Genomic DNA, 22,693 nt, shown 5'->3' with positions numbered 1-22,693 from the left:
GCGCAACGGACCACTCACGAATTCGACGAGTCGCCGGCATTCGAGGCATTGGCATCCGTCTGATTGGCGCCCGGCTGGCCATCGCTGCCGTCGTCCATCGCCACCACGTGCGGCCGCACCGTTGCGCCGGGGCGCACACGCTGAATGCCGTGGACGACGATACGATCGCCGCCAGCAAGACCGGCCGTGATCACGCGCAGGTTGCCGTGCAAGGCGCCGAGCGAGACCGGCCGATACGAGACCTGGCCCTTCGCATCGACGACGAGCACGAACTTCTTGTCCTGATCGGTACCGATGGCGGCTTCCTCGACAAGCAGCGCGCGGTGTGGCGCACCGCCGCCCACCTTGATGCGCGCGTACAGGCCCGGCACGAGCGTGCCGTCCGGATTGTCGAAACGCGCGCGCACCCGAATCGTGCTCGATGCGGTATCGAGCCGGTTGTCGACCGACGCCACGACGCCCTTGCGCGAGTAACCCGACTCGTCGGCCAGCCCCAGCTCGACGGGCACGGACGTACCCGTGCGTGCGCGGCCGATGTACTTGAGGTAGGTCTGTTCGTCGACATCGAACGAGGCGTAGATGGGCGACACCGAAACGAGCGTCGTGAGCGGCGGCGTGCCGGACCCCACGGAGACCACGTTGCCGAGCGTGACTTCGGCACGCGAAACACGGCCGGACACGGGTGCGACGATCTTCGTATAACCGAGATTGATGCGCGCCGTCTCCAGCGCGGCTTCAGCGGCCTGTACGTTCGCTGCGGCCTCGACCGCCGCATTCTTCTTCTCGTCGAAGTCGCGCTTCGCGATTGCGTTGTCCTCGATCAAACGCTGCGCGCGCTGCCAATCGCTTTGCGCGTAGCCGTTGCGCGCCTTCGCGGCCGCAAGCTGCGCCTGCGCGCGATCGACTTCGGCCGCATAGGGACGCGGATCGATGACGAACAGCACGTCGCCCTTTTTCACGAGGGAGCCGTCCTTGAAGTTGACCGAGACGATCGTGCCCGAAACGAGCGGGCGCACCTCGACCTTGTCCACGGCCTCGAGCCGGCCCGAGTACTCCTGCCAGTCGGTCACGGTCTTGTCGAGAACCGCGGCCACGTCGACTTCGGGTGCCATCGGCGCCGCCTGTGCCGGCGCATTGGCATTCACGCGCACGGCCGTCAGAGTGCCGACGCCCGCCAGCACGGCGACGGCGACCACCGCGCCGGCGATACGTGTACGGGAAAAACGCTGCTTGGACATAAGGAAGCTCCGGTGTGTTGATTGATTGTTGTATGACGTTTCTGATCAGCGAATCGTGACTGCGGGCGGTGCAAGACGGCTTTGAAAAAACCGCACTGCATCCTGCAGTGCCTGAGCATCGCTTCCCACCTGCTCATGGGATGCGCTCGGATAACGGACGACCTGGGTCGGCACGCCTGCGCTGATGAGGCGCGAGGCGTACCGTTCCGCTTCGATATGCAGCACGTCGTTTTGCGCGGTGGCGACGAACGTCGGCGGCAGCCCGGCAAGCCGGGCCGATTCGAGCGGTGCCGCGTAGGGATGCAGCCGTTGCGCGGCTTGCGGCAGATAGGCACGATAGCTCGCCGCGCATTCGCGCGCCGAGATGTCGGAGGCAACGCGCCGCTCGTCGGCAAGGCAAGTCATGCTCGGATCGAGCATCGGGCTGAACAACGCCTGTGCGTCGATGCGGACTTCGCCGCGATCGCGCGCGACGAACGCGAGCCCATTGGCGATATGTCCGCCCGCGCAATGCCCCGCCACGAACAGTAGTTTTCCGCCGGCACCGTACGTGCGCCCGACGGCTTCGACCCATCGCGCGGCGCGATAGGCATCCTCGAGCGCGGCTGGAAACGGATGTTTCGGCGCCAGCGAATAATCTACGGATATGACCAAGGCCGAAAGATGCTCGGCAAAATGACGCGCCGCCGCATCGCCATCGTCAAGCGAACCGCGTACGAACGCGCCGCCATGAAAATAAAGCAAGACGGGCATTGAGCGCAAGCCGTCACGGCGATAAATCCGCAATGCGATATTGCGCTGATATCCGGCAATCTGAATTTCGTTGATCTCGAGCGAAGGCGCGGCGGACGAGCCGCCTTCCGAAATGCTACGAGAGTGCGTAGTACGCATGGGTCGAGCGCACAAAGGCGCGGCAGTTTCACAATGATCCGAATTGTGGGTTCGGCAGGAATTCCGATAAATGCCTATAATCCGGCAACACAATTCACCGCTTCCGAACAATTGTCTGCATGTCGCTGCCGGCGTCCGGCGCGAGCGCGGCGGTGGGTCATTTCCTCCGGAGAGCAACGATGGATCGCCTACAAGCCATGCAGGTGTTCACTCGCGTGGTCGATACGAACAGCTTCACCAAGGCAGCGGAAACGCTCGATTTGCCACGGGCATCGGTCACCACGATCATTCAGAACCTGGAGGCCCATCTCGGCGTGCGCCTCATGCACAGGACGACGCGCCGTCTCAGTCTCACGCCCGATGGCGCAGCGTACTACGAACGCTGCGTGCGCATTCTCGCCGATGTCGAAGAAACCGAGAGCAGCCTGCAAAACGGCAACAAGAAGCCGCACGGCAAGCTGCGCGTCGACATGCCGGGCTCGATCGGGCGAACGATCGTCATTCCCGCGCTGCGCGAATTCCGCGAGCGCTATCCGGATATCGACGTGCAGCTCGGCTTGTCGGACCGGCCCGTCGACTTGCTGCAAGAAGGCGTCGATTGCGTCGTGCGGGTCGGCGCCCTGCAGGATTCGTCGCTGGTGGCGCGCCGCATCGGCCTGTTCGAGGGCGTGACCTGCGCGTCGCCCGATTACCTGGCGCAGGCAGGCGTGCCGCGCACGCTCGAGGAATTGAGCCAGCACCGTGCGATCAATTACTTCTCGAGCCGCACGGGCCGCATCATGAACTGGTCGTTTCTCGTCGACGGCAAGGAAGTCGAAGTCAAGATGGAGGGCTCGATCTCGGTCAACGACGCGGACGCTTATGTGGCCTGCGCGGTCGAAGGGTTCGGCATGATCCAGATGGCGCTGTTCATGGTGCTGCCGCATCTGCGATCGGGCGCGCTCAAGGAAGTGCTGCCCGAATGGAAGCCGCTGCCGATGCCGATTTCCGCCGTTTATCCGCACAGCCGTCATTTGTCGCCGAAAGTGCGCGTCTTCGTCGATTGGGTGGCGGAAGTGTTCGATCGCTGCCCGTTGCTCAGCGGCCGTCAAAGCCTCGACAAGGCCTGCAGCAAGCGTACGCTCGAAGACTTGGAATCGGCCCAGCCGCTCGATACGCCTGTGCTGTCGGAATGGGTCGCGTAAGGGGCGAGACCTGCGGGCGCCGCTTTTTCCGGGCGCCTGGATACGTTTGACTTCGCTTCATTGTTTTGTCCGCGCGACAAATCAATTCACGATTCGTAGATTTATCGAGCGCGCTTCGAACACTACATTTGCAACTGTCGCGGCACTGATCGTCAGACGCCGCATCGAACAGACAGGAGCATCCATCATGAAGCGCACTTCCCTCATCGCCGCCCTTTTGACTTCGCTCGTCGCGAGCACCGCTGCATTCGCCGATGGCGGCATCGGACACAACGGCACTTACAACGATCAATCGTGGATCGGCACGAGCACGAAAACGCGTGCCGAAGTGCGAGCCGAAGTGGCCGCCGCTCAACGCGATGGCACGCTCCCCTCGATGAACAAGCAAAGCTATCCGAACATCGGGCTCGAAGGCCAAACGCAGGCGGCACGTATCGCGGACCGCGAAGGCAGCACGGGTGTTTCGCTTGCCCGTCAATGACGAGCCGGATCATGTTCGATACGGATTTGTCGCTGCTCGATAACTGGGATGTCGACACGCCGAATTGGGTGCCGTTCTCGTCGCGGCGGCGCGATGCCGCCGCGACGGGTGCGCCCCTCAGTGCTGCGGCACGCCGTTGCGCCAATCGTCCCAGTGCGTCACGATCTCTTGAACGAGCGGATTGCCGGCCAGAAACAGATTGGCAACGGCCGGACCGAAGCCGCCCTGGTCCGCGTAGTTGAGCAGGTTATCGGCACTCGTCTGACCCGCGTAGGGCCGATCGAAGTCCGAGCCTGAACGCAGCACGGCTACGCGGTTCAGATCCACGCGGTGCACGCTGGCCGCACGCTTCAAGGCTTCGTAGGTCGCATTGTCCTCCTGCTGGGTCGTGCAATAGACCCCCTTGCCGTCGGTCATGATCTTCGTCCATTCGCGCGCACGCTCGCCAAGCAGCGTCCCGGACCACCAGGTATCGCCGGCTAGCGTATCGCACTGAACGACCTTAGGCGGCTGGTTGGCCGGCGCGTAACTGTATTTGGCGCGCGCAGCCTGCGCTTGTTGGCTATCCGACAGTGTCACGTTCCGCGAGAGCGCGAACGCTGCATCGGCAAGGCGCGTATTCAACTGGAAGACCTCGGTGCGGTAATCGAGCGGCGGCTTCTCGGTAGGGCTTTTCGTATTGATGCCGAGATAGCCGGTATTCCAACCCGGCGGAATCTCACGCCCATCGAGCTCCCACTGAATGCCGAAGTCGACGAGATACTTCGCCCATGCTGCCGAACCGAGCGTACCTTGCGCGGGGTCGATGCCCGCGATTCCGGCGATCAGGAAATAGGTATGGCGCAAATCGAATCGGTGCGAGAACGTCAGTGCCATGATCGAGGCCGCCGCATTCGCGTGGCCCATTCCGGTCGTGACGACACAGACATCCTGCCGGTTGCACTTGACCTCTGGATAGTCGGGCGATAAACCGGCGACGGGAATCGGCTTCCACGGCCCGAGATGATCGAGCCATACCTGGCCCTCGGGACCGAACATCGAAACGATCATGACCTTGACCGGATGGCCGGCCGAGGCGGTTTCCGTAAAGCTATCGGCGTTGTCCTGCGCATTGGAGGCCGTCGCCGCGCATGCCGCAAGCGCCAACGCGGCGACCGATAAGATGGAGCGAGTAAGCATGGGCGTTCCTTGTTGAATTCCTGAGGGTGGAAAAGAAGAAGACCGCTCGCTATTGCCTGTGCTTGTACTGCTACGTCTGCTGCCGTTCGCGCGTGGGCGCTTTGTGCCAATGAGGACTGGTTTCGGCAGCGGGCTCAGTATAACGAGCGGATTACGCCAATACTCAACGACCTGTCTTTTAGTGCTTCGATCCGGTTCGCCGGGAGGCATCCGGTCCACCCAGCGCATGCTGGCTGCCGTCCGACTTCGGTGCGGGCGGCCCAGGCTGCTCGTCGTCGCTTTGTGCGGGATCATCCACTGAGTTTTCCGCAACTGCACCATTGGCACCTCGAGCGGGAACGACCACGGTGCTTCGCAGCGGATTCGCGATTTCGATACCCCTCGCCCGGAACATCTCGAGAATGCGCCGGTTGAATTCGCGCTGCACGGGCCAGCGTGCCGTATCGCGGCACTGCATCTGACCGACCAGCGTCACCATCGCACCATCGACTTGATCCACGCCCCAGAAGCTGAAGTCCGACACGATGCCATCCTTGAACTTCGGGTCTTCGCGCAACGAAGCGCCGATATCGTTCAAGGTCTGCACGGCGAGATCGACGTCCTGACCATAAGCGATGTTGATCTTCACGGAAGCATTGCCGAGTCCGCGATTCGAATTGTTTACCGTCGTGACGGAACTGAACGGAATGGTATGGAGCGACCCGTCACCGCCGCGCAGGCGCACCGTGCGAATCGACAGATATTCGACCGTACCCGAGACGCCCGCCACCGTGACCCAATCGCCCACCTGCATCGCGTTTTCCATCAGCAGGAACATGCCGGTAATAAAATCCTGCACGAGCTTTTGCGAACCGAAGCCGAGCGCAACGCCGAAGATACTGGCGCCCGCCAGCAGCGGACCGATGTTCACGCCGATTTCGCTCAATCCCGTGAGACCGACCACGAGCGCGATACCGATGAACAGCGTCGTGCGCAGCATCGGCAACAGCGTGCGCAAGCGCGCCGCCCGCATGAGATCGCCCGCGGTCGTCCATTTGAGCAGGCGCCGCTCGATCGAAACGTTGATTGCCTCCCATACGGCAATGGCCGCGAATGCCGCGATCGCCACTGTCACGACCGCCGATACGAGCCGCCGCCCGAGGTCTTTCTGGACGAATGCCTGCCAAGGGTGAAGGTCCCAGATCGACAGGACGAAATTTGCAGCTGCGAGGACGATCGCAACCGTGATGATCCCGCGCAGCATCGGATAGTAACGATGCGCCCGCGCGAGCGCGATCGAACCCTTCTCGCCGTTCGTCGAACGGAACATGCGGCCAAGCACGCCGGACGCCACGATCGCCGCAAGACGCGCGCCGATCAGGATCCCGAGCGATATCCCGCCGCGCCCCAGCACGATGCGATAACCATCGCGAACATCGAGCGCCCAGATGAACCACAGCGCGATCACGACGAATACCGCGATGTAGGCCCAGGCGCCCGCAAGCCACTGGCCCACGAGCTTGAACGCGCGCGTGCGCCCGGTGGCGTCGCGAATCCATTGCCGCACGGGGCGGCGAATCTGCAAAATCAGAATCGCGACCATGATATGGCCGACGAGCGTCACCGTCTTGACGATGCCGAGATGCGCTTCGGGCGACAGGCCCAACGGCACCGGAGCCTCCGCCAACGCAATGCCGACGGCCACCACGGCAACGAGCCACATGAGCCATCGCTCGACGAAAACGGCCGATTCGTCGCTGATCGGCAACAGGCGCAGCTTCGGCGCATCGCTTGCCAGCAGGAGCCCGCAGGCCAGCGCCACGACACGCGCGATCGCATAGACCTGGATCAGCGTGTCGAGCACCGCCTCTTCGGGCGTCCCATCGTCGGTCAGCAACGACATCGCAACGACCGCGATGACGACGGATACCGCAAGCGGCACCGCCTTCAACAGCGTGTGCAGCAATGCGAACGGCAGCCGCTGCAAGAGCGACCAGTGCTGCACCGCGCGCGCGGCATTGCGCTGGCTGCGCGCGGCGCGCTCGGCGTCGGATTCGATCGATCGTGCATCGATGCCTGCGGCCTGCAACGGTATGGCATCGGCCGAAGCCGCATCGGCCTGCGCCCCGCCGGCGGTCATCCCGCCATCGGCCGCCGTGCCGGCCTCAGCCTCGGTCATCGCCTCGGGCGCCACGGCCGGCGCCTCACGCGCGACACCACGGTTGCCGAGCGCCTCGATGTGCTTTTTGAGCAGCCGAGCCAACAGCACTCCGACCAGCCACGCCGGCAACAGCGAGGCCGAGAGCGTAGCCGCCAACTCCCGCAATTGCGCGCGGCCGGGGATGCTCTCGATTTCATATCCCCACCAGGCACGAACGGAATGGACGTCGAGCAACGCCGCCGCCGATGCCTTCACCGACGACGCCGCATGACGAATCGTGGCGGCGGTCTGCCGCGAGAGCTGCGAGACCAGTCCGTTCTGGGCGATCGCGGCCAGGACGACCGACGCGCCACTAGCCGGTGCTGGCGCCGCGCTCGCGGCCGACGCGGCGCTGGCCGGTGGCGCGCTCAATGCGCCGGCCGCGGCGATGGCACGGAGCGTATCGGTGATTTTCGTGCGCGTTCTCGGGTCGTTCAGTGCGTCGAGTGCGCGCTTGGCCTGATCTGGCGTGAGCGTGACGGGCGAGGGATTCGAGGCGCCCGCGGCAGCGGATGCGGATGCGGATGCGGATGCGGACGCGGGCGCGGGCGCAGATGCCGATGCGGTCGCGGCGGGCTCGGCGCAGACCGTAAAAGACAAAAACGATAAAAACAACGCGAGGACGATGAATTTGCGCATAACAAAGGGGGAAGGCCATACCGAAGACGGGACCGGACCGCGGCGATGCGGCCCTGACCGGTCTGGATACGACTTCACTAGTGCGCGAACGGTTCAGAAAAGCTGCAATGCAGCAACATTTGTACCATTCATCTGACAAGCGCTGCCGGATTGCCCTGAAATGCTACGCCCGCTCGAGCGCCGCGATTTCTCGCACCAGCACGAGCAGCATGGACAGGCTCGCGCCGCCGCCCGCACGCTGCTCGGCCAGCAGCCGGCCGTAGCGTTCGAGCGGCACGGCGCGCCTTTCCTGCCACGCCTCGGCGATGGCTTCGGGCCGCTTGCTCTGGGCGTCCGTTTGGGCGAGCGCACTGGCGGTCAGCGTACGCTTGAGCCGCGCAAACTCCGTCAGCGCCGCGGCGCGCGCAAGAACGTCCCAGTGCGTCGGCGTGGGGAGCGCGTTCGCACGTTCCGCAATGAAGCCGTAGTGCAGCACGGTGCCGAGTGCGAAATATACCCCGGCAACGAGTTCCAGCGGCTCGCCCGTCGTCGCCGCGATATCGGCGATATCGAGCAGCGAAGCCGAGATGTCGCCGCGCGCGACATAGGTCGCGAGTTCGCCATCCACGCCGGCCGATTCGAGCGACTGCCTGCGTTGCGAAAGGGCCTCGCGGTCCGCGGCGGGCAGCAGCTGCTCGAGCTGTGAGGACAAGCGTTCGACTGCCTCGCGGCAACGCTCGACGAGTGCTGCAACGGGGACGCCCGCCGCGGCGTCGGCCCCATCTCGCGCGACGCCGCCGGCTTGCATCTGCCGAAGGAACCAGAGCGCGGCATGCTCGACGAGCCGCGCCACTTCGACGAACATGCGCGCTTGCACGTCGCCCGCAATGCGGTTGTCGAGGGCATCGATCCGGCGCCAGAGCGCGTCGACGTGAAAGACATCGCGCGCGACGATCGTCGCCCTCGCGATATCGCTGGCTTTCGCATCGGTCTCTTCCTGCAGCCGATGCACGAACGCGCACCCAAGGCGATTGACCAGAATGTTGGCCACATGCGTGGCGAGGATTTCACGCTTGAGCGGGTGCCGCTCGCTCGCGGCTGCGAACCGCACCTGCAGCGGCTTCGGAAAGTAATCGCGAAAGAAGTCAGCGACGAGCGGATCCTCGGGCAGATCGGAATCGAGCAACTCGTCGAAGAGCCACATCTTGCTGTAGGCGAGCAGCACGGCGCGCTCGGGCGACGTGAGGCCCAGATGCGCCGACTGGCGCTCGGCGATTTCCTCGTCGGTCGGCAAGAATTCGATGACGCGATTGAGGCGCCCGGCGCGCTCGAGCGAACGCATGAGGCGTACTTCGGCATCGAGGCGCTCCGCCGAATGACGGCCCGCGATGGAAAGCGCCTGCGTTTGCTGATAGTTGTCGCGCAGCACGAGCTCGCCCACTTCGTCGGTCATTTCGGCGAGCAGCGCGTTGCGCTGTTTCTCCGTGAGCTCGCCTTCGGCCACGACGAGTCCCAGCAAAATCTTGATATTGACCTCATGGTCCGAGCAATCGACCCCCGCGGAGTTGTCGATCGCATCGGTATTGACGCGGCCGCCTTTGAGGGCGTACTCGATACGCCCCAGTTGCGTGAGGCCGAGATTGCCGCCTTCGGCGACCACTTTCGCGCGCAAGTCGGCACCGTTCACGCGCACTGCATCGCTGGCGCGGTCACCCACTTGCGCATGCGTTTCCCGAGTCGCCTTCACGTAGGTGCCGATCCCGCCGTTGTACAGCAGGTCGACCGGCGCAAGCAAAATGGCTCGAATGAGCTCGTTCGGCGCGAGCGTGGGCGCCTCCGTGCCCAGTACCGCACGCACGGCCGGCGAAAGCGGAATCGTCTTCGCGCTGCGCGGGTAGACGCCGCCGCCCGCCGAGATGCGCGCCGTATCGTAGTCCGCCCAGCTCGAACGCTCGAGCCCGAACAGGCGCGCGCGTTCGGCAAAGCTCGCCTCCGGGTCCGGATCGGGATCGAGAAAGATGTGCCGATGATCGAATGCAGCAACGAGGCGGATATGACGCGAAAGCAGCATACCGTTACCGAATACGTCGCCCGACATGTCGCCCACACCCACGACCGTGAAATCGGTGGTCTGCGTATCGATGCCCATTTCACGGAAATGCCGCTTGACCGACTCCCATGCCCCACGCGCCGTGATGCCCATCTTCTTGTGGTCGTATCCGACCGAGCCGCCCGAGGCGAATGCATCGTCGAGCCAGAAACCATACTCGCGCGCGATCGCATTCGCGTAGTCGGAAAACGTCGCGGTGCCCTTGTCCGCGGCGACGACGAGATACGGATCGTCCGTATCGTGGCGCACGACTTCGGGTGGCGGTACGATCCCGCCGGGCGTGCGGTTGTCCGTCACATCGAGCAGCCCGCGCAGGAACGTGCGATAGCACGACACGCCTTCTCGCAGGAACGCTTCGCGATCAGCAGCGAGCGGCGGATTCTTGACGACGAAGCCGCCTTTCGAGCCCACCGGCACGATCACGGTGTTCTTCACCATCTGCGCTTTCATGAGGCCCAAAACTTCCGTGCGGAAATCCTCGCGCCGATCGGACCAGCGCAGACCGCCGCGCGCCACGCGCCCCCCTCGCAAATGCACGCCTTCGACACGCGGCGAATAGACCCAGATCTCGAACATCGGTTTCGGCTCGGGCAGCCCCGGCACGCGCGACGGGTCGAGCTTGAATGAGACGTACGGCAACGGCTCGCCATGGTTATCGCGCCGAAAGTAGTTCGTGCGCACCGTCGCCGTGATGACACCGAGAAACTGCCTCAGAATCCTGTCCTCGTCGAGGTTGGGCACTTGATCGAGCGCAGCGCCGATCGCATCGAGCAACTGTGCCGTACGGCGCTCGCGCGAGCCGTCGAGCGCGGGATCGAAACGCGCGAGGAAAAGCTCGACGAGCTGACGCGCCAACGCCGGGTTGCCCGTCACCGCACGCTCGATATAGGCATCGCTGAACGTGGAGCCGACCTGCCGCAAATATTTCGCATAAGCCCGCAGAATCGATACTTCGCGCGCATCGAGCTGCGCGCGCAGCACGAGCCGGTTGAAGTCGTCGTTCTCGATGTCGCCGGCCCATACGCGGGCGAACGCATTTTCGAACAGCGCCTTGACGTGCTCGATGTCGAACTCGACGTCGTCGGTCAACTCTAGACCGAAGTCGTGCACCCACGCTGCCGTCGCGCCGTGAGGCTCGATCAGATACGGACGCTCTTCGTCCACGCGCACGCCGAGGTGTTCCAACATCGGCAGACTGCGTGATAGCGCGATCGATTGCCCGATGCGATAGACCTTGAAACGAAACGCACGCGAGGAAGCCTCGATTGGACGATAGAGGTTCATGGCCAACGCCTGGCCCTCGCGCGCCGCTTCGATCAATTCGATATCGCGCACCGCTGTGCGCGCCGCGTAGTCCTCGCGATAGCCCGCCGGAAACGATTCGCCATAGCGCTGCAGCAAGCGGTTACCGGCCTCTTCGCCGAAACGTTCGAGCAGCGCATCGGCAAGATCGTCCTGCCAGCGGCGCGTCACCTGGACGAGACGAGTCTCGAGCTCCACCGTATCGACTTGCGGCAGGGCGCCCGTGCCTGCCCGCACCACGATATGAATGCGTGCCAGCGGCGATTCCGACAACAGCGGCGTGAACTCGACGCTCGTGCCGTTGTATGCGCCCGCGAGCAGCTTGGCCATGCGGCGCCGCAAATCGGTGTTGTACTTTTCGCGCGGCACGAAGACGAGGCACGAGACGAAGCGCTCGAAGCGGTCGCGCCGTACGAACAGCCGCGTGCGCTGATGCTCCTGGAGGCGCAGGATGCCGAGGGCGATTTCATACAGATCGTCCTCGTTGGCCTGGAACAACTCGTCGCGCGGATATTGCTCGAGCACGGTCACGAGCGATTTATGCAGGTGCCCTTTCGCGAGAAAGCCGGCGCGGCGCATGATGTTCGCGCATTTGCGCCGCACGATCGGAATGTCGGCACTGGCGCCGGTATAGGCCGTAGACGTGTATAGACCGAGAAAGCGCCGCTCGCCGACCAGCTTCCCGTCCTCCCCTACGAGTTTCACGCCGACATAATCGAGGTAGCCCGGCCGGTGCACCGTGGCGCGCGAATTGGCTTTGGTCAGGAAGATCGGCATCGGGTCGCCGATGATGGCCGTCGCCGAGGATGGCAACGGCGTCACCTCGGTTGCATCGCTCGCCCGCAGGATGCCGGCCCCGGTTCCGGGCACGGCGCGCAGGCCGAGCCCCGCGCCGTGCGGCACGAGTGCATAGTCGCGCTGGCCCAGGAACGTGAAATGGTCGGCCACCATCCATTCGAGGAATGCACGGGCTTCGGCGGCATCGGCACTCGATTCGCGCGACGCCATGCTCTTGATGGTCTGGCGGGCCGTCGCGATCATGCGCGGCCAGTCTTCGACGGCGGCGCGCACGTCGCCGAGCACGCGTGAGATATTGGCGCGCAGTTCTGCCAAGCGCGCCGCATCGCCGCAGCGATCGATTTCAAAGTGAATGAACGATTCGAGGCGCGCCTTGTGCACCGCCTCCTCATCGCGCTGACCCGCGACGCCGGGCTCGATGCGCTCGATTTCGCCTGCTGCATCGCGCCAGACGCGAAAGACCGGGTGAATGGCCGAATGCAGCGTCAATCCGCAGCGATTGATCTCCATCGTGACCGAATCGACGAGAAACGGCATATCGTCGTTGACGATCTCGATGACGGTGTGATCGGAATGCCAGCCGTGCTCGTCCACGACGGGGTTATAGATGCGCAGCAAATGGGAGCCGGACACGAACTTTCGGGCCGTCTGCCAATGCGCCATTGCCGCGCCGTAAAGATCGGCAATCGAGCGGCTTTGCAGGTCCTGCACATCGACGAGTTCGTAATAGAAACGCAGAAACGATTCGATCGGAGCGAACGCCTCGGCCGGCCATCGTCCTCTTGCATAGTCGACGACATCGGCCAGCAGGTGTGCGACGGCATCTTCGTTCTTCGCTAGCATGGACTCCTCCGCGACCAGGGCGCTGCAGACAATCGGGCTACTGGGCATGCGTACGGCCATTCGGATTATGCGCCGGCTTGCAATCATTGAGCACTTTGCTTCGCAGCAGCGGGTTTCATTTGCCCGCATGCATGGGCGCCACGCGCCAGCGCTACGAAGGCACCGTTCTCGATTCGACCTCGATGGCCCACGCGTGAATTGCCTCGGCGAGCCACGGTGCGTCGTCATGCGGCAAGTCATGCCCCGCCCAAGGGTGCTCGCAGTACGCCGCACCCCAGGCGCGCGCAAGCGTACGCGAGCAGTCGGGGTGGACGAGGCGATCCGCCCTCGATGCAAGGACGAGCGTCGGGCACGCCGGTGCCGCGGGCGCGGCTTCGAATCGTGCCGCGGCCCAGAGCTGCCGTAGCGCATTGCCCGGCGTGACGGGCGCGCTGCGATAGATCGCAATCCAGACCGCCAAGTCCGTATCGTAGCGATCGCGCCGCTCGCACGTCAGTGCGTGAATCGCCGCTTCGGCCGCGCGGCGGCCTCGCCAGCCGATCGCGGCACGCACGAGCATCGGCCAGGCGCCCACGCGCAGGCGCATCGACGGCCCGCTGAACGGCCGCATGCTCGTATTGATCAATACGAGCCGCTCGATCTCGGCGGACCGGTTCTGCGCCCACGCAACCGCCACCATTGCACCGAGCGAGAGGCCGACGATTCGAAACGGCGGTTCAAGGCCGCGCGAAACGACATCGGCACGGACGAACTCCGCCATCGCGCGCACGCTCGGCGGCGCCTTGACGGGCGCATGCACGCCGCAGCCGGGCAGATCGACACAGACGATGTCGCCGTCGAGCCCCGCAGCCTGCAATTGCGAGGGAACCTCCGCCCAATGACGCGATTCGCGTGCGAGGCCGCGCAGCAGGATCCACGTGCTCAATGCCGCCGCCTGTACCAATGTTCGATGGCGCGCGTCATCGTCTGTTGCCGCTCGGCTCCCTGGGGTAGCCATCCCGGGGCCGCATAAGCGGCACGTGCGAGAAAATCGAGCAGATCGGTGTGCCGGCGCAGTACGCGCTCGGTGCGGTGTGCCTTCACGGGATTGAAGATCCCTTCGCGCTTGAGCACTTGCAGCGGATTCTTCCTGATCCACAGCCACGATCCCAATTCGAGCGTCAACGGCAGGAAAACGGCCGGCGCCCGCGCACGGTCGTAAGCGTAGTCCCACAAATCGCCATGCGACAGATATTGCAGGCTCTGCGGCTCGAACAGATAGCGATGATGGGGATGAGCGCCCTCGAGCATGCCCTTCAATGCAAACATTTCCGGCAGATGTTCGATGTGCCGCGTCGATTTCGCGTACGGAAACCAGATGCTGTCGCGAAAGCCATAACCGGAGTGGCAATCGAGCGCGAAGCTGAGTGGGCGCGAGAGCAGTTGTTCTTCGACGACGCGCAGCATCAACGCTGCCTCGAGTTCCATCGGCGCGCCGCCGCGGCCGCGGTACCACGGCAGCCAGGGTCCGATGCGCTGGCCACCAGCCAAAAACGGCACGCGTCCTTCGGCGTTATGCGGTGCATTACGCATGAGATCCACACCGTTCGGGTTCGAGCGCCGCATCGCCCACATGCCGCCCGGATTGACGATCGGCATGAAGACGAACCGAACGCGCTGCAGCTGCGTATAAAGCAACTCGTCCCATTCGAGCCGGCATAGCAGCACGCGCATGTAATCGAGCACGAGCCGCGTACCGATGCGCTCGAGGCCGTGAATCCCGGCGAACAGTCCGATCGTCGGGGCGAGCGGATCGGTCGAGCCCAACGTGGCGACGTGGACGGCGAACCGGCGGCCTTCAGCTTGCACTTCGCCGACGGTTTCGATCGTCATGCGACGGCTACCGGCGTCGAGGATCGACTTCAGATCCTCGTATTCGGCGAAGCTCGTCTCGGACACGGAAGTTAGTGTTGTCGTCATCGCTCGGGCCGAGCATCGAAATATGAATAGGCGGTATGTCCAATATAGGTCGGATTGCACGCGCGAAACCGCCCAATGTGGGTGTGCGAGCGCCTGCGCCGATATTGGTAGCCATCGGCTTCGCCTCGCCCCGCGTCATCGCGCCAATTGGCTCCATCGTTTCCGCAAAAATGGTTCTGATTATGAGAGCCAAAGCTGGCTATAGTCGCCGTACCCGCGAAGCGATCGCTCTGCATCGGACAGGAGAACACGATGACGAACCGAAATGACGAACTGAAGGCCCGCAAGGATGCCGCCACGCCGCGCGGCGTCGGCGTGATGTGCGATTTTTACGCGGCCCGCGCCGAGAATGCCGAGCTCTGGGACGTCGAAGGTCGCCGCTTCATCGATTTCGCCGCGGGCATCGCCGTGGTCAACACGGGACACCGGCATCCGCGCCTGGTCGCCGCCATCCGCGAGCAACTCGATTGCTTCACGCACACGGCGTATCAGATCGTACCCTATGCGTCGTATGTCGAACTCGCCGAAAAGATCAACCAGCGGGCGCCGGGCGCGTTCGCCAAGAAAACCGCGTTTTTCACGACGGGCGCCGAAGCCGTCGAAAACGCCGTCAAAATCGCACGTGCCGCCACGGGGCGCCCCGGCGTCATTGCGTTCGCGGGCGGGTTTCACGGGCGCACGCTGATGGGCATGGCCCTCACGGGCAAAGTCGCCCCCTACAAGCTCGGCTTCGGGCCGTTTCCTTCCGATGTGTTCCACGCCCCGTTCCCCACTCCGCTGCACGGCGTGAGCACCGACGATGCGCTGCGCTCGCTCGAAGGCCTCTTCAAATCGGACATCGACCCGGCGCGCGTTGCCGCGATCATTTTCGAACCCGTGCAGGGCGAAGGCGGCTTCTATCCCGCGCCGGCGGACTTCGTGCGCGGCTTGCGCCGTATCTGCGACGCGCACGGCATCCTGCTGATCGCCGACGAAGTGCAAACCGGTTTTGCCCGCACGGGCAAGCTCTTTGCGATGGAGCACTATGACGTTGCCGCCGATCTGACGACGATGGCCAAGAGTCTGGCCGGCGGCATGCCGCTATCGGGCGTCGTGGGCCGCGCCGATGTCATGGATGCCGCGGCGCCGGGTGGACTCGGCGGCACCTACGCCGGCAATCCGCTCGCCGTGGCGGCTGCACACGCGGTGCTCGACATCATCGACGATGAGCGTCTTTGCGAACGCGCGAACACGCTCGGCAATCGCCTGAAGGATCGGCTCGAGACGCTGAAGGCCGCCGTGCCGCAGCTCGCCGAGGTGCGCGGTCCTGGCGCCATGATTGCCGCCGAATTCCTCGCACCCGGTACGCGCGAGCCCGATGCGGCATTCGCCAAGCGCGTTCAGCAACGCGCGCTCGAACGCGGCCTTTTGTTGCTCGTCTGCGGCACGTATGGCAATGTCATTCGTTTCCTGTTTCCTCTCACCATCGAGGAGCCCGTATTCAGCGAAGCGCTCGGCCTGCTCGAAGAGGCGTTGAAGGACAGCGTCGGGGCTTTGGCCTAACCCGTGTGCTTCGCCGCTCATTGGAGTTGACATGAACACATTCGAATCGATCGACCTGAAGGATCCCTCGCTGCTGAAAAATCAGGCATTCCTGGCCGGCGAGTGGCAAGGCGCCGATGACGGCGGCACGTTCGAGGTACGCAATCCGGCGACGGGCCAAGTGCTTGCCACCGTGCCGAAGATGGGGAGCGCGGAAACGCGTCGTGCGATCGAAGCCGCCAATGCCGCATGGCCCGCATGGCGTGCGCAGCCGGCCAAGGCGCGCGCCGCGATCCTGCGCAAATGGTATCAGTCGATGATCGACAACGCCGACGACCTCGCGCGCATCATGACGGCCGAGCAAGGCAAGCCGCTTGCCGAAGCCAAAGGCGAAATCCAGTACGCCGCGTCGTTCCTCGAATGGTTCGGCGAGGAAGCGAAGCGCGTCTATGGCGATACGATCCCGAGCCCCACGAACGACAAGCGCATCGTCGTCGTCAAAGAGCCCGTCGGCGTGTGCGCCGCCATTACCCCCTGGAATTTCCCGGCGGCGATGATTACGCGCAAGGTCGGACCGGCACTCGCGGCGGGCTGCCCGATCGTCGTCAAGCCCGCCGAGGCCACGCCGCTTTCTGCGCTCGCGCTGGCCGTGCTGGCCGAGCGTGCCGGGCTGCCCAAGGGCGTGCTCAGCATCGTCACGGGCGAGCCGAAGGAAATCGGTGCCGAGATGACGGGCAATGCCCTCGTGCGCAAACTGTCGTTTACCGGCTCGACGGGCGTGGGCCGGCTGTTGATGGCACAGTGTGCGTCGACGATCAAGAAGCTCTCGCTCGAATTGGGCGGCAATGCGCCCTTCATCGTGTTCGACGATGCCGATCTCGACGCCGCCGTGGCCGGGGCGATCGCTTCGAAGTATCGAAACAGCGGCCAGACCTGTGTATGCGCGAATCGTCTCTACGTACACGAGCGCGTCTACGATGCGTTCGCCGAGAAGCTGCTCGCCGCGGTGGAACAGCTCAAAGTGGGCCGTGGCACCGAGGACGGGGTCGTGCAGGGGCCGCTCATCAACGAAGCAGCCGTACGCAAGGTCGAAGCCCATATCGCCGATGCGCTTTCTAAAGGCGCACGTGTTGCCACCGGAGGCAAGCGCCATGCGCTCGGGCAGACGTTCTTCGAACCGACGGTGCTGACCGGCGTGACGGCTGCCATGCAGCTCGCCAAGGAAGAGACGTTCGGCCCCGTGGCCCCGCTGTTCAAATTCAGTTCGGACGACGAAGTGATTCGAATGGCCAACGACACCGAATTCGGCCTCGCCGCTTACTTCTATAGCCGCGACATTGCACGCGTCTGGCGCGTGGCCGAGGCGCTCGAATACGGGATGGTCGGCATCAATACGGGCATCATTTCGAACGAAGTCGCACCTTTCGGCGGCGTCAAGCAATCGGGCGTCGGACGAGAAGGCTCGCATTACGGTATCGACGAGTACACCGTCATCAAGTATCTCTGCCTCGGTATTTGACCCTGCCGCTCTTTCCGCCGGCGCAAAAATAGCTCGACTCCTGAAAACTTTTTTGCGCCGGCGCGACACACGCTTTTCCAATCTTTTCCCGCCGCAACCGATTGTCTCGGTCTGCTAACTATTTGCCGCATTTGATTTTTATCGATTCGGCGTGTAGCCAGGCCATTCGAGCACGGGCTCCAAGTTTCTTTCCAAACGTTGCATCGGCCGGCCATCCGGTGTTTACTAGCGCGGCCATTATTTTTGGTTTGATATGCTTGGCGCCGCGCTGGCTGGCGCACGCCAACAGCCTTGATAAATCCCACCGCCCCTTCGCGCGGCACAACCGCGCATCAGGGGTCGATCGAACTGCTTCGAGGAGTCACCGTGAAAAAACTCATAGCCGCCGTAGCCATTGCCGCATGCGCCGTTTCGGCCGGTGTGGCGCACGCCAAAGACTGGTCCACGATCCGTTTCGGCGTCGATGCGAGCTATCCCCCGTTCGAATCGAAAGGCGCGGACGGCAAGCTCAAAGGCTTCGATATCGATATGGGCAATGAAATCTGCAAACGCCTGAACGCCAAGTGCGTGTGGGTCGAAAACGACTTCGACGGCATGATCCCCGCATTGAAGGCGAAGAAGTTCGACGGCGTGTTGTCGTCGATGTCGATGACGCCGCAGCGCGAAAAGGAAATCGCGTTCTCGTCGAAACTCTTCAATACGCCGACCGCGCTCGTGGCGAAGAAGGGTTCGTCTATCCTGCCGACGGCCGAAGCGCTCAAGGGCAAGACCGTGGGCGTCGAGCAAGGCACGATCCAGGAAGCCTATGCGAAGGCGAACTGGGCCAGTCAAGGCGTGAAGGTCCAGCCGTACCAGAACCAGGATCAGGTCTATCAGGATCTGATTTCCGGGCGCCTCGATGCGGCGTTGCAAGACAAGGTGCAGGCTGAGATCGGCTTCCTGAAGACGCCGCGCGGCGCGGGCTTTCAGGTCGTCGGTAACGATCTGAACGACCCGAAGACCCTCGGTGAAGGCGCCGGCATCGGTCTGCGCAAGGAAGACACGGATCTGAAGGCGAAGATCGACAAGGCGATCGCCGATATCCGCAAGGACGGGACCTACCAAAAGATCGAGAAACAATACTTCGACTTCGACGTCTACGGCAAGTGATGCCCGGCGGCGCCGATTGCGCCGCTTGATGACTCGTTGCGTCGTAGGTACCGCCAGGGGCTCCGTGTTGCACGGAGCCCCTTTTGCTTGGCAGTTCGCAGCGCTTCGCGCCCGGCGTACAATCGTGACCTGTTTGTCATTCATCTCTCGCGTCTAACAGGCGGGGCACGCCTGTCCAACGTTTGTTCCAACCGTGGCGCCAGGAAACATGCAAATACAGACCCATCCGTTGATCTCCCCCGCGCTCGGCACCGAGCGGCAACTGCAGAGCTTTCATTACGGGCCCGCGGGCGCGCAAAAAATTTACATTCAGTCGTCGCTGCATGCCGACGAGCTGCCGGGCATGCTCGTATCGTGGGCGCTGCGGCGCAAGCTGGCGGCTCTCGAGGCAGCAGGCAAACTGCGCGGCGAAATCGTCGTCGTGCCGGTGCCGAACCCGATCGGGCTCAATCAGCATCTGCTCGGCCAGCATATCGGCCGCTTCGAGACTTATAGCGCAAGCAACTTCAACCGCGGCTTTCACGATCTCGCCGCGCTCGTCGCGCCGCGCATCGAAGGCCGGCTGTCGGACGATATCGGCGCGAATCTGACGACCATCCGCGGCGCGATGCGCGAAGCGCTGGCGGAACAGGTCCCGCATACCGAACTGGAATCGCAGCGGCTCGCGCTGCAGCGCCTTTCGTACGATGCGGACATCGTGCTCGATCTGCATTGCGACTTCGAAGGCGCGATGCATCTGTATACCAACCCGGATCTCTGGCCCGACGTCGAACCGCTCGCGCGTTACCTCGATGCCAAAGCATCGCTGCTCGCGCTCAATTCGATCGGCAACCCGTTCGACGAGATTCATAGCTTTTGCTGGTCCGAGTTGCGCACGCGCTATGGCGATCGTTACCCGATTCCGAACGGCTCGATTTCGGTCACCGTCGAATTGCGCGGGCAAGCCGATGTCTCGTACTCCCATGCGGAGCACGATTCGCAGGCCATCCTCGAATACCTGACGCATCGCGGCGTGATAGACGGCACGCCCGCGCACTTGCCACCGCTCGCGCACCCGGCCACACCGCTTGCCGGCAGCGAGCCGCTCGTGGCGCCGATGTCGGGCGTGCTCGTGTTTCGCGTACCGGTGGGCAGTTGGGTCGAGCCTCACCAGGAAATCGCCGATATCGTCGATCCGCTTGGCGATCGCGTCGCGACGATCCGCAATACGATGGCTGGCGTGATGTATGCGCGCCATAAAACGCGCTTTGCCACGGCGGGGATGGAGGTTGCGCGCATTGCGGGGGCAACGCCTTTCCGTACGGGAAGCCTGCTTTCGGCGTAGGGTGCGTAGGTGGCGTTGCCGATGATCTCGTGGAAAAGGTAGCGGCCGCGACGGTCAGTGAGAAGGCAGGCTCAATCAGGCAGCGCTGACTGCGGCGTCCGAACGGAAAGCGCTCTGCGCGATCAAGGACAACGCCGCGCCGGCGGCTGCGATGGCCATCCCGGCATAAGGCAATGCATTAAATGACCAGTGCTTCATGACATAGCCGTCAAACGCGGAGCCGATCGTCATACCCAGGTACAGCGCGCTGCTGTTCCACGCGAGTAACGACGCTTTAGTCGATTGCCCCCACTGAACCAATCGAGTCTGTTGGGCCGGTTGAAATGGGTAGGAGACGAGCGCAAGCAGGCACAGCGTTGCGGCAAGTACCCCTCCGCCCATTGCACCGCTCAGTCCCAGGCCAAGCAGCCACATCGCCAATGCCATACCGCACAAGCTGGCTATCGCGGTGAAATGTATGCCGATCTTGTCCGCGCCCCATCCGCCCAAGTGATTACCCAGAATGGCACCGACACCCCAGCCAATGAAGCACAGCGATACCGCTGAGGCCGACAGCGACGTATTCAACGTCAATCCTGTGCCCAGGTACGTGTACAAGCCGTACAAGGCAGCCCCCCACGCGACCATCGGTGAGACTGCCGAGACGGCTGCGCGCAACGGGACGCGCATTCTCGAGGCGCGACCGCCGGCAGACTTCGACGATGGCCATAGCCGCAAATTGGGCCATGCAAGAACGAACGCGGCTGCCGACAAGAGAATAAAGACCGCTCGCCAAGGCATGACGTGCGCCAGCAATGCACCTAGCGGGGCGCTGGTCCATAGCGCGGTCAACAATCCCGATACCGCGATCGAGATCCAGTGAGCTCGGCGGCCCTCTGGAGCAGCATCGCCCACGGCCGCATAGATGGAAGGCGAGATCGCCGACACCGAGATGCCGGCGAATATCCGGCTCAGCAATGCCAACGTGAAACTGCTGGCGCAGACAGTGCCGAGATTCGCAGCGGCAAACGCCAAAAGCCCCCAGCAGATCGTGCGGCGGCGACCGTACCTATCGCTGATGCGTCCCATCAACGGCGAGGCAACCGCGTAGGCGATGGAAAATCCGCTCACGAGCCAACCCGCACTATCGACGTTCACATGCAGCGCATTCGCCATACTGGGCAGGAGCGGCGACATGATGAACAGATCCGCGCCCACCACGTACATCGTCACCCATGCGTTGAGCAATCGCCAACGGTCCAGATAGCCGGCAGGGCTATTCCCATCATTCGTCGTCATAGATACGCGCTTGGTTTGCATGTCGGACACTTGGCACTTACATCGACGTGATATCGTCGTTCGCGTAGTAGTGAATTTCCAGCAACATACATCCACTCTCCGACTTGAAAGGACCGTGGAACGCACCCGGCGGCCGGCAAGCATACGTGTGCGGCTGAAATGCGGTCCCACCGTTGCCGTTTGCATCGTTGCCCACGATCAGATCGCCTTGCAGGAGATAGACCTCTTCCCAGTGATCATGGACGAAGGGCGAAGTGGTATAGACGCCAGGAGCAAACCGCAACAAACGTGTCCTGCTTCCCGTGCGCGCCTCGGCCGCGAGCGACCCGCAAAGTACCTTTTCCTCGATTCCTTCCGGGTAGCCAGGCGGCACGCTCCAGCCCTCGTTCAAGTCCAGCGCAACAAACTCGAGGTGCGGCTTTGTCATTTCGATATCCTCCTTTTCTTCGGTCAAAGCGTTTCTGTTCGATATTGGCAAACGAGCGTCCGATCCAACACGGGATCATGTAATTCGACGCGGATAGCATGCGCGGCACGTATGCCTCCCTTGACCGGCACCGTGCCCCCGAATAGCACCTCGCCGTCGCGTAGCGGCGCCTCCAGCTTCGAAATCAGCTCGCGTGGATGCAATAGCTCCGATACCGGGCTTTCCTGATAGACCGTTTCTGCGCCGTTCTCCTCGATATAACTGCGCAACATCAGGCTATCCCAGTGCTGCTCGACATCCGAAAGCCGCCAACAATCGCGGCTGATCGGCTTAGCGCAAACCTGCTTCGAGAGCGTGACTTCATGCGCCTCGAGAGCACGATCGGTGTGGTCGGAGCCAACCGCAACGTACATTTCGCCATCCAGCGTAAATAGGCAATATTCCGCCTCCCCGCTCGAACTGGCGCCGACAGTTTCAATGACGGCGTCTGTCGTAAGTAGCGCATGGGAGAGCCGATAGAAAGTCGGGATGCGCTTCGGCGGAGTCACGCCGAGATCGGCCAACTCCTTGATGTGATGCAGCACCTGCGCTGAATTACGCCCCGTCCATCCGGCGATGGTGAGTTTGCTCGCAGCCAGTTGCACTGATCGCGGTTCTTTGCCCAGAACATCGAATTGAATGGTTTTCATGGTT

At 63.2% G+C, this 22,693-nt stretch carries 15 protein-coding genes and 1 pseudogene; 6 read left to right on the top strand and 10 right to left on the bottom strand.

Translation table 11 applies throughout. The features are described from left to right. Positions 1–95 precede the first annotated feature (95 nt). Together GWC77_RS10120 and GWC77_RS10115 are read right to left on the bottom strand one after the other, a co-directional pair. Positions 96–1,238, bottom strand: a pseudogene (locus tag GWC77_RS10120) (efflux RND transporter periplasmic adaptor subunit); the annotation flags it as partial. Between the two features lie 45 nt (positions 1,239–1,283). After that, positions 1,284–2,129 (bottom strand): alpha/beta hydrolase, encoded by an 846-nt coding sequence (locus GWC77_RS10115; protein ID WP_173256780.1) that lies wholly within the window; start codon positions 2,127–2,129, stop codon positions 1,284–1,286. A 179-nt stretch (positions 2,130–2,308) separates the two neighbouring features. Here GWC77_RS10115 and GWC77_RS10110 point away from each other — a divergent pair, with 179 nt between their 5' ends. Together GWC77_RS10110 and GWC77_RS10105 are read left to right on the top strand one after the other, a co-directional pair. Continuing rightward, positions 2,309–3,313 carry a LysR family transcriptional regulator gene (locus GWC77_RS10110; RefSeq protein WP_173256779.1) on the top strand — a complete coding sequence of 335 codons (1,005 nt, stop codon included), beginning with the start codon at positions 2,309–2,311 and terminating at the stop codon, positions 3,311–3,313. 187 nt (positions 3,314–3,500) lie between these two features. Beyond that, entirely contained in the window at positions 3,501–3,794 is a 294-nt protein-coding gene (locus GWC77_RS10105) for a DUF4148 domain-containing protein (RefSeq protein WP_173256778.1), read from the top strand. Between the two features lie 117 nt (positions 3,795–3,911). Here the strand turns inward: GWC77_RS10105 and GWC77_RS10100 are convergent, their stop codons facing one another. The 5 genes from GWC77_RS10100 to GWC77_RS10080 all read right to left on the bottom strand — a co-directional run bounded on the left by GWC77_RS10100 (position 3,912) and on the right by GWC77_RS10080 (position 14,782). Further along, entirely contained in the window at positions 3,912–4,973 is a 1,062-nt protein-coding gene (locus GWC77_RS10100; RefSeq protein WP_173256777.1) for a purine nucleoside permease, read from the bottom strand. 178 nt (positions 4,974–5,151) lie between these two features. Continuing rightward, positions 5,152–7,791: a mechanosensitive ion channel domain-containing protein gene (locus tag GWC77_RS10095; RefSeq protein ID WP_173256776.1), complete on the bottom strand. Its 2,640-nt coding sequence runs from the start codon at positions 7,789–7,791 to the stop codon at positions 5,152–5,154. A 163-nt stretch (positions 7,792–7,954) separates the two neighbouring features. Next, complete coding sequence (locus GWC77_RS10090; protein ID WP_173256775.1) at positions 7,955–12,823, bottom strand: NAD-glutamate dehydrogenase; 4,869 nt, start codon at positions 12,821–12,823, stop codon at positions 7,955–7,957. A 151-nt stretch (positions 12,824–12,974) separates the two neighbouring features. Next, on the bottom strand, positions 12,975–13,748 hold the full coding sequence (locus tag GWC77_RS10085) for an alpha/beta fold hydrolase (RefSeq protein WP_173256774.1): 774 nt from the start codon (positions 13,746–13,748) through the stop codon (positions 12,975–12,977). Further along, positions 13,745–14,782, bottom strand: coding sequence for a M14 family zinc carboxypeptidase (locus GWC77_RS10080; protein WP_173256773.1), 1,038 nt, complete (start codon positions 14,780–14,782; stop codon positions 13,745–13,747). Before GWC77_RS10080 ends, GWC77_RS10085 begins: the two co-directional genes overlap by 4 nt. A gap of 252 nt (positions 14,783–15,034) precedes the next feature. Between GWC77_RS10080 and GWC77_RS10075 the strand changes: the two genes are divergently transcribed. From GWC77_RS10075 to GWC77_RS10060, 4 genes are all read left to right on the top strand, one after another. Next, the gene (locus GWC77_RS10075; protein ID WP_173256772.1) at positions 15,035–16,324 is read left to right on the top strand and encodes a 4-aminobutyrate--2-oxoglutarate transaminase; all 1,290 of its coding nucleotides are present in this window, start codon (positions 15,035–15,037) and stop codon (positions 16,322–16,324) included. 31 nt (positions 16,325–16,355) lie between these two features. Beyond that, positions 16,356–17,822 carry an NAD-dependent succinate-semialdehyde dehydrogenase gene (locus GWC77_RS10070; RefSeq protein ID WP_173256771.1) on the top strand — a complete coding sequence of 489 codons (1,467 nt, stop codon included), beginning with the start codon at positions 16,356–16,358 and terminating at the stop codon, positions 17,820–17,822. 366 nt (positions 17,823–18,188) lie between these two features. Next, positions 18,189–18,971, top strand: a complete 783-nt coding sequence (locus tag GWC77_RS10065) for an ABC transporter substrate-binding protein (RefSeq protein ID WP_173256770.1) — start codon at positions 18,189–18,191, stop codon at positions 18,969–18,971. A gap of 208 nt (positions 18,972–19,179) precedes the next feature. Next, entirely contained in the window at positions 19,180–20,295 is a 1,116-nt protein-coding gene (locus GWC77_RS10060; RefSeq protein ID WP_173256769.1) for a succinylglutamate desuccinylase/aspartoacylase family protein, read from the top strand. A gap of 75 nt (positions 20,296–20,370) precedes the next feature. On the opposite strand, the gene GWC77_RS10055 is transcribed toward GWC77_RS10060, so the two are convergent. Genes GWC77_RS10055 through GWC77_RS10045 form a run of 3 tightly spaced genes read right to left on the bottom strand, consistent with a single transcriptional unit; the run spans position 20,371 to position 22,689 of the window. Further along, positions 20,371–21,573 carry an MFS transporter gene (locus tag GWC77_RS10055; RefSeq protein ID WP_173256768.1) on the bottom strand — a complete coding sequence of 401 codons (1,203 nt, stop codon included), beginning with the start codon at positions 21,571–21,573 and terminating at the stop codon, positions 20,371–20,373. 37 nt (positions 21,574–21,610) lie between these two features. Beyond that, a complete protein-coding gene (locus GWC77_RS10050; protein WP_173256812.1) occupies positions 21,611–22,006 on the bottom strand; it encodes a cupin in 396 nt (131 codons plus the stop codon). Positions 22,007–22,023: 17 nt separating this feature from the next. After that, positions 22,024–22,689 carry a DUF2848 domain-containing protein gene (locus GWC77_RS10045; RefSeq protein WP_173256767.1) on the bottom strand — a complete coding sequence of 222 codons (666 nt, stop codon included), beginning with the start codon at positions 22,687–22,689 and terminating at the stop codon, positions 22,024–22,026. Positions 22,690–22,693 lie beyond the last annotated feature (4 nt).

Source organism: Paraburkholderia sp. NMBU_R16, from assembly GCF_013282575.1.
Lineage (GTDB): Bacteria > Pseudomonadota > Gammaproteobacteria > Burkholderiales > Burkholderiaceae > Trinickia.
The sequence above is the reverse complement of the archived record's forward strand: the minus strand, read 5'-3'. Positions and strand labels throughout refer to the sequence as shown.

Excerpts from the sequence above, each read along its gene's own strand:
- GWC77_RS10115 (WP_173256780.1), bottom strand. The coding sequence starts at position 2,129 with ATGCGTACTACGCACTCTCGTAGCATTTCGGAAGGCGGCTCGTCCGCC.
- GWC77_RS10110 (WP_173256779.1), top strand. The coding sequence starts at position 2,309 with ATGGATCGCCTACAAGCCATGCAGGTGTTCACTCGCGTGGTCGATACG.
- GWC77_RS10105 (WP_173256778.1), top strand. The coding sequence starts at position 3,501 with ATGAAGCGCACTTCCCTCATCGCCGCCCTTTTGACTTCGCTCGTCGCG.
- GWC77_RS10100 (WP_173256777.1), bottom strand. The coding sequence starts at position 4,973 with ATGCTTACTCGCTCCATCTTATCGGTCGCCGCGTTGGCGCTTGCGGCA.
- GWC77_RS10095 (WP_173256776.1), bottom strand. The coding sequence starts at position 7,791 with ATGCGCAAATTCATCGTCCTCGCGTTGTTTTTATCGTTTTTGTCTTTT.
- GWC77_RS10090 (WP_173256775.1), bottom strand. The coding sequence starts at position 12,823 with ATGCTAGCGAAGAACGAAGATGCCGTCGCACACCTGCTGGCCGATGTC.
- GWC77_RS10080 (WP_173256773.1), bottom strand. The coding sequence starts at position 14,782 with ATGACGACAACACTAACTTCCGTGTCCGAGACGAGCTTCGCCGAATAC.
- GWC77_RS10075 (WP_173256772.1), top strand. The coding sequence starts at position 15,035 with ATGACGAACCGAAATGACGAACTGAAGGCCCGCAAGGATGCCGCCACG.
- GWC77_RS10070 (WP_173256771.1), top strand. The coding sequence starts at position 16,356 with ATGAACACATTCGAATCGATCGACCTGAAGGATCCCTCGCTGCTGAAA.
- GWC77_RS10060 (WP_173256769.1), top strand. The coding sequence starts at position 19,180 with ATGCAAATACAGACCCATCCGTTGATCTCCCCCGCGCTCGGCACCGAG.
- GWC77_RS10055 (WP_173256768.1), bottom strand. The coding sequence starts at position 21,573 with ATGACGACGAATGATGGGAATAGCCCTGCCGGCTATCTGGACCGTTGG.
- GWC77_RS10045 (WP_173256767.1), bottom strand. The coding sequence starts at position 22,689 with ATGAAAACCATTCAATTCGATGTTCTGGGCAAAGAACCGCGATCAGTG.